Genomic DNA, 6,912 nt, shown 5'->3' with positions numbered 1-6,912 from the left:
CTCCCTCCCCACGACGCCACCGACATCCCCTTCTTCACCATCGACCCTCCCACCTCCACCGACCTCGACCAGGCGATGCACCTCTCCCCGCAGGGCACCGGCTACCGCGTCCGGTACGCCATCGCGGACGTCGCCGCCTTCGTCGTACCGTCGGGCCCGCTCGACCACGAAACCCACCGGCGCGTGACCACCCTCTACTTCCCCGACGAGAAGATCCCGCTGCACCCCGAGGTGCTGAGCGAGGGCGCGGCGAGCCTGCTCCCGGACCAGGTCCGCCCGGCCGTCCTGTGGACGATCGACCTCGACGCGGAGGGCCGTACGCTCGCCGTCGACGTCCGCCGTGCCCTCGTCCGCAGCCGGGCCAAGCTCGACTACGACGGCGTCCAGAAGCAGATCGACGGCGGAACCGCCGAGGAGCCGCTGGCGCTGCTGAAGGAGATCGGGGAGCTACGGGAGCGGCTGGAGGTGGAGCGCGGCGGGATCTCACTCAACGTGCCCGAGCAGGAGATCATCGAGCACGACGACGCCCGAGACCACGACCGCGATCACCACTACCGCGATCACACGTATGAGCTCGCCTACCGCGCACCACACCCTGCCGACGGCTGGAACGCCCAGATCTCCCTGCTGACCGGAATGGCCGCCGCCGACCTGATGCTGGCGAGCGGCACCGGTGTCCTGCGCACCCTCCCCGCCGCCCCCGACGGCGCGGTCGGCCGCCTCCGCCGTACCGCCCGCGCCCTGTACATCGACTGGCCGCACCACGTCTCGTACGCCGAACTGGTCCGTTCCCTCGACCCGCACCGCCCGCACCACGCGGCCTTCCTCCAGGAGTGCACGACGCTGTTGCGCGGCGCCGGTTACACGGTCTTCCGGGACGGTGTCCTGCCCGACATCACCACGCACTCCGCGGTGGCCGCCCCCTACGCCCACTGCACGGCCCCTCTGCGCCGCCTCGCCGACCGGTACGCCGCCGAGATCTGCCTCGCGGCCGCCGCCGGTCAGGCGGTGCCCGACTGGGTGGTGGCCGCCCTCGACGAGCTGCCCGCCCGGATGGCCGAGGGGACCCGGCGCGCGGGCAGGGTGGAGCGGGAGTGCGTGGACATCGTGGAGGCGGCGCTGCTGAAGGACCGGGTGGGGGAGGTGTTCGACGGCTGGGTGGTGGACGTGCACGAGCGTCAACCCGCCGTCGGGGTGGTGCAGTTGGAGTCCCCGGCGGTCATCGGCCGGATCGAAGGGCCGGGCTCGTCCCCGCTGCCACTGGGGGAGCGGCTCCCGGTCCGCCTCACGCTGGCTGATCCGGCAGTGGCGACGGGAGCGCCGAAGGTGCGGTTCGCGCCTGCCTGACGGCTTGGACTTCCCTCCGGACTTCTCTTACGAGGCGGTCGGCGTCGTCGGCGTGGAAGCGGACGAGGCGGACGTCCCGTCGGCGGCCGAGGGAGGTGAAGTGGGCGACGGGCTCGGTGAGTTCGAGCGTCACGGAGGTCTGCGCCCCGATGACGACATCGAGTTCCCCGTCGGCCCGCTGATGGGTGGTGCGCAGCTCGCGACGCACGCTGTCGACCTTCTCCAGCGGTATGCGCAGATCGACGTGCGCGGCACGCCGGATGCGCAGGGAGCCGGCGTCGAGCACATGCGGTCGTACGACGGAGGCCGCGTGCATTCCGACCACGAGCACGATCGTGTAGACGTCCAGTATGAACACCACCCGGTGCACGGCCGGATAGTCCCGCAGCAGCACGGCCATGGCGATCGACTCGACCACGCACACGAAGGCGAGCCCGAACATCACCGGTCCCTGGCCTCGCGCATACCCGAAGGCGGTGCCCGAGCCGGTCTCGTGCCGCCGCCGGGCCACCCACAGGGCGAGGCTGACGAGCAGCCGCAGCTCGTGCCGGGCGAGGACGAGCGGGGTCCGCATCACGGCCCGTCCCCTTCCGTGAGGAGGTGCAGCGTGCGGCGGATGGCCTCCGCCTGTGCCGGGGCGAAGTCGGCGTAGAAGGCGCGCAGGAAGCTGTTGCCGGGGTCGACCTCCAGCGGCTCCGGCAACAGGTCGCGGGGCAGGCAGTCGGCGAGGGCACGGGCCGCCTCGTCCACGCGCGGGTCGCCGGGGTCGGCGTCGGCGAGCTGGTCGAGCAGGGCGTAGGCGGCGAGGGCCCGTTCCTGACCGCCCGGCCGGGCGAGCGCACCCTCCAGTGCACCCAGGAGCTGCTCCCGTTCCTCGGGACCCGCCGTGGTCTCGATCAAGGCGAGCATCTCGCGGTCCTTGGCGGCCATGGGTGAGTCTTCGGCGACATGAGCCATGTCCTGGAACAACGCGGCCAGTTGAGGCGACACGGGCCCCTCGGCGGGCAACCCGCCCTCCGCCTCCAGCAAGGCCCGCAGCCGCGCCCGCCGCTCCCGGATGGCGTACTCCTGCCGGGCAAGATCCTCATCGAGCTCGGTGAGCACCTCGACCAGATCCTTCCCGGCGTCCTCGGCCAGCACGTCCCGCACCTCCGCGAGCCCCAGTCCCAGCTCGGTCAGCCGCCGGATCCGCGCGAGGGCGACGGCATGCCGCAGTGTGTAGTCCCGATAGCCGTTCGGGCGCCGCTCGGGCTCGGGCAGCAGCCCCTGATGGTGGTAGTGCCGCACGGTCCGCGTGGTGACGCCGACGGCGGCGGCGAGTTCTCCGATCCGCATGGGATCAGTAGAGACGTTGACGTTGCGGCAGGGTCAAGCGGACGGCTCGCCGCCTGCCGACGATCACGATGGTGTGCCACGATCGAGGGAACGGGTCCCGATCTCACGGACAGGTGATCAGCCGATGTCTCAGTCTGGCGAGCGACAGAAGGAGGGGCGTGACATGACTGCCATGGCCCATGAGCCGCTCACGCAGGAAGAGGTCCTGCTGGAGGGCTTTCTCGCCCTGGACGCGCCGGAGGGTTTCCGGGCCGAGTTGATCGAGGGGGAGATCGTTGTGACACCGCCGCCGGACGGGGATCACGAGGACTACATCGGGCTGATCGTGAACCAGGTGATCAGGCGCTCCCGGACCGACATGCAGTTTTCCGGGAACAAGGGGCTGAAGCTGCAGAGCGGGGGCGGTTGCCCGAAGGATCACGTGATTCCGGACGGTACGTTCGCTCCCATGAAGCTGCGGCTCTACCGAGGCGCCGACTCCTGGATGCCCTGCGACGGCGTCGCCATGGTCCTGGAAGTGACGTCCACCAAGCCCAAGGCCGACCGTGAGGCCAAGCGCCGTTGCTACGCCCGCGGCGGTATCCCGCTCTACCTGCTCGTCGACCGCGAGGCCTCGTCGGTCACGCTGTTCAGCGAGCCGGAGAAGGACGACTATCGCGAGCACTGCACCCGCCCGCTGGGCAAGCCCCTCGCCCTCCCAGAGCCGTTCGCCATCGAGCTGGACACGGCGGACTTTCTCTGAGGCTCCCCGCGTTGCACTCCTAGGAGCGTAAGGGGGTGCGGGGTGAACACACGCGAGCAGGCCAGGTGGACCAGGGCACGGCTCGGCCGGTGCGGACCCCCGCTCGATCTGCTGACCGCCCGCTTCGAGCGGCACGTCTACGCCCCGCACGCCCACGACGAGTTCACGATCGGCGTATGCGTCGGCGGCAGCGAGGTCATCGACTACCGGGGCGGCCGCATCCGCCCCGGCCCCGGCTCGGTCGTCGTACTGGCACCGGGAGAGATGCACACGGGCCGCCCGGCGGCCTCCGACGGCTACGCCTACCGAGCCCTGTACGCCGAGACGTCGCTGCTGACGGACGGCACCCTCGGCACGGCCGTCCCGCACTTCCGCGACCCCCTCCTCGACGACCCGGAACTGGCCACGGCCCTGCGCGTCACGCACACCGAACTCGCCGCCTGCCCCGACCCTTTGGAGGTCGAATCCCGCCTCCCCTGGCTCCTGACGGCCCTGGCCCGCCGACACTCGACGGCCCGCGCGGCGAGCGACAGGGTTCCCGGCGCCGACCACATAGCGCACGCTGTCCGCGACCGCCTCGCCGACGAACTCACGGCCCCACCCTCCCTCGTGTCCCTCGCCACCGACCTCGGCGTGTCCCGCTACCAGCTCCTGCGCGCCTTCCGTACGGCGATGGGGGTACCGCCGTACGCCTGGCTCGCCCAGTACCGCGTGACCAGAGCCCGCGGCCTACTCGAGACGGGTCTGCGCCCGGCGGAGGTCGCCGCCCTGGTCGGCTTCGCCGACCAGGCCCACCTCACCCGCTGGTTCCGCCGCGTGCTCGGGGTGACCCCGGCGGCGTACCGCAACAGCGTTCAAGACGCGGGAGCATGACCCGGCCGAAACTCGCCACATGACTGCACGCGGCTGGTTTCTGTTCGCCCTGATGGGCGTGGTCTGGGGCATCCCGTATCTGATGATCAAAGTGGCGGTGGAGGCGGTTTCCCCGTCGGTCGTGGTGTTCACGCGGTGCGCGCTGGGCGCCGCGCTGCTCCTGCCGTTCGCGATCCGGCAGGGCGGCCTGATCCGGACGGTACGCCGGCACTGGCGGCCGCTGCTGGCCTTCGCGTGCATAGAGATCATCGGCCCCTGGTGGACCCTGACCGACGCCGAGCGCCACCTGTCCAGCTCGACGGCCGGCCTGCTGATCGCGGGCGTACCGATAGTCGGCGTGGCCCTGGCCCGCTTCTTCGGCTCCGCGGAGCACCTCGGCGTCCGACGGCTGACCGGCCTCGCCCTGGGCCTGGCCGGCGTAGCGACCCTCACGGTCCCGCACCTGACGGGCGGCGACGCCCGCTCCCTGGCGGAGGTACTGCTGACGGTTCTGGGCTACGCGACGGCCCCGCTGATCGCGGCGCGCCGGCTCAGGGACGTACCGTCCCTCCAGCTCACGGCGGCTTGCCTGACGCTGGCGGCGCTGGTGTACGTCCCCGCGGCGGCACTGACCTGGCCGGCTTCGGTCCCCTCGGCCGAGGTCCTCGCGGCCCTGGCCGCCCTGGGCGTGATCTGCACGGCAGCCGCCTTCGTGGCCTTCCTGGAGCTGATCAAGGAGGTGGGCCCGACGCGGGCGACGGTCTTCACATACGTCAATCCGGCGGTCGCGGTGGCGGCGGGGGCGCTGTTCCTGGACGAACCCCTCACGGCGGGGGTGCTGGCCGCGTTCGTCCTGATCCTTGCCGGCTCGGTACTGGCGACCGCCGCCCCTCGCAGGCCGGTAACATGGTCGACACGGCAGACGAGCCGGGCGGGCGGCCGCGTGGAGTCCCTCAGGGGGCTTCCCGAGGAACGTCCGGGCTCCACAGGGCAGGGTGGTGGCTAACGGCCACCCGGGGTGACCCGCGGGACAGTGCCACAGAAAGCAAACCGCCCAGCGCTTTGGCGCTGGGTAAGGGTGAAACGGTGGTGTAAGAGACCACCAGTGCCCAGGGTGACCTGGGCAGCTAGGTAAACCCCACCCGGAGCAAGGTCAAGAGGGGCCGCTGTAAAAGGCGGCTCTGCGCGGACGTTCGAGGGCTGCCCGCCCGAGTCCGCGGGTAGACCGCAGGAGGCCGGCGGCAACGCCGGTCGTAGATGGATGGCCGTCGCCCGGGGCTCCGCGAGGAACCCTGGGAACAGAACCCGGCGTACAGCCCGACTCGTCTGCCGCCCTTTATTTCCGCAGGTCAGAGGGCATGTTTACTCGGTGAACAAACCCTCGGGGTCGAATCCGGGTCGAATCCACGCTACAGGTATCGTCGTTTCTGAATGCTGCCCATGCCGTATATCCGGGCATTCCGGGTGTCAAGGGCGGTCCGGTGCCGCTCCGTAGCAGACATCTCGGCACCGGCTGCATTGGAAGTACATGTACGGGGTGTCTTCTCACCGATCCGCTCCGGCTGAACTCGATCACCGATGGTGCGTCCGGCAGCGGAGCACGTTAGAAGTGATCACTGGCGAGAGCGTCTCGCTGCCTGCTCCTGCCGGGAACCACTGGTTCCTGGCAGGAGCCGGTGGTGTGAGCCATGGCATTCCCGTCCCTGTCGGCGGGGCGTCGCTGCCCAGCGTGCCGCGGTTGGAATCAGGGTCCTGAGGACTGTGGTTGCCGCAAGAGACGGCTTCTGTCGGAAGCGTCTCTGCGAAAGAGCCGGTCAGGGCCTTGTCATGCGTCGTGCTTATCACTGGCGTCTGGGGCAACGAGGCCGGCGTCGGCAGGGGCTGGGACACCTCCGAGCTCGCCGCGTTCGCCGTGTCTGCTGTCCACCAGGATTCACCTCTGCCGTCCCGGGATCCAGAAGTGAAAGGCCTGGTCGAGTGGGCCAACGGCTATTTGGAGACTCCCTTCCTGTCGGGCCGTCACTTCACCGGCCCCGACGACTTCAACACCCAGCTGGACGCCTGGCTGAAGGTCGCCAACCGGCGCATCCGCCGCACTTTGGGGACCCGCCCGAGCGACGGGTGGGAGGCGGATCGGGCCAGGATGCTCGCACTGCCGCCCGTTGACCCGTCGTCCTGGAGGCGGGTCCACATCCGCCTGGGCGTGACCACTACGTCCGTGTCGACACCGGCGACTACTCCGTCGACCCCGCGGCGATCGGCGGGATGGTGACCGTGCGCTGCGGCAAATGACGAGGTCATCGCCCTGCCCAGGGCGGCGAGGTCGTGGCCCGGCCATCCCCGCTGTTGGGCCCGCCGCCAGACCCTCACCGACTCGCAGCAGTATCTGCTTGCACTTGCGCCTGGAAACCGATCGGTTTACCGTGTTGGAAACCGATCGGTTTTCGATTCTTGTGGAGGCAGTCATGACCGCTTTGAAGGGCGCCAACGTCTTCGTCACCGGTGGCAGCCGGGGCATCGGCAAGGCGCTGGTGGAAGAGCTGTACGCACGCGGTGCCGGCAAGGTCTACGCCACGGCCCGCGACCCGCGCAGCGTGACGCACCCCGATGCGGTCCCGGTGGCGCTGGAGGTCACC

6 protein-coding genes, 1 other RNA gene and 2 pseudogenes are annotated in these 6,912 nt (G+C 70.3%); 7 read left to right on the top strand and 2 right to left on the bottom strand.

From position 1 onward, the window contains the following. Positions 1-1,347: RNB domain-containing ribonuclease (locus tag ADL12_RS18115; protein ID WP_062703700.1), on the top strand; the 1,347-nt coding region annotated here is incomplete at its 5' end. Here ADL12_RS18115 and ADL12_RS18110 read toward each other — a convergent pair. After that, positions 1,286-1,921 carry a hypothetical protein gene (locus ADL12_RS18110; RefSeq protein ID WP_062703699.1) on the bottom strand — a complete coding sequence of 212 codons (636 nt, stop codon included), beginning with the start codon at positions 1,919-1,921 and terminating at the stop codon, positions 1,286-1,288. The genes ADL12_RS18115 and ADL12_RS18110 overlap by 62 nt on opposite strands. Further along, positions 1,921-2,682, bottom strand: a complete 762-nt coding sequence (locus tag ADL12_RS18105; protein ID WP_062703698.1) for a MerR family transcriptional regulator — start codon at positions 2,680-2,682, stop codon at positions 1,921-1,923. The genes ADL12_RS18110 and ADL12_RS18105 overlap by 1 nt, the downstream gene beginning before the upstream one ends. 163 nt (positions 2,683-2,845) lie before the next feature. On the opposite strand from ADL12_RS18105, the gene ADL12_RS18100 reads away from it, so the two are divergent. The 6 genes and pseudogenes from ADL12_RS18100 to ADL12_RS56485 form a co-directional block, all read left to right on the top strand. Further along, a complete protein-coding gene (locus ADL12_RS18100; protein WP_062703697.1) occupies positions 2,846-3,424 on the top strand; it encodes a Uma2 family endonuclease in 579 nt (192 codons plus the stop codon). 42 nt (positions 3,425-3,466) lie between these two features. Beyond that, entirely contained in the window at positions 3,467-4,297 is an 831-nt protein-coding gene (locus ADL12_RS18095) for an AraC family transcriptional regulator (RefSeq protein WP_062703696.1), read from the top strand. 19 nt (positions 4,298-4,316) lie between these two features. Then, positions 4,317-5,096 (top strand): annotated as a pseudogene (locus ADL12_RS58475) (DMT family transporter); the annotation flags it as partial. 103 nt (positions 5,097-5,199) lie between these two features. Further along, positions 5,200-5,605: RNase P RNA component class A (rnpB, locus tag ADL12_RS18090), an RNA gene on the top strand. An 846-nt stretch (positions 5,606-6,451) separates the two neighbouring features. Beyond that, entirely contained in the window at positions 6,452-6,568 is a 117-nt protein-coding gene (locus ADL12_RS58470; RefSeq protein ID WP_425265109.1) for a Mu transposase domain-containing protein, read from the top strand. 173 nt (positions 6,569-6,741) lie between these two features. Next, positions 6,742-6,912, top strand: a pseudogene (locus ADL12_RS56485) (short-chain dehydrogenase); the annotation flags it as partial.

It is taken from the genome of Streptomyces regalis (genome assembly GCF_001509475.1).
Lineage (GTDB): Bacteria > Actinomycetota > Actinomycetes > Streptomycetales > Streptomycetaceae > Streptomyces > Streptomyces regalis.
The sequence above is the reverse complement of the archived record's forward strand: the minus strand, read 5'-3'. Positions and strand labels throughout refer to the sequence as shown.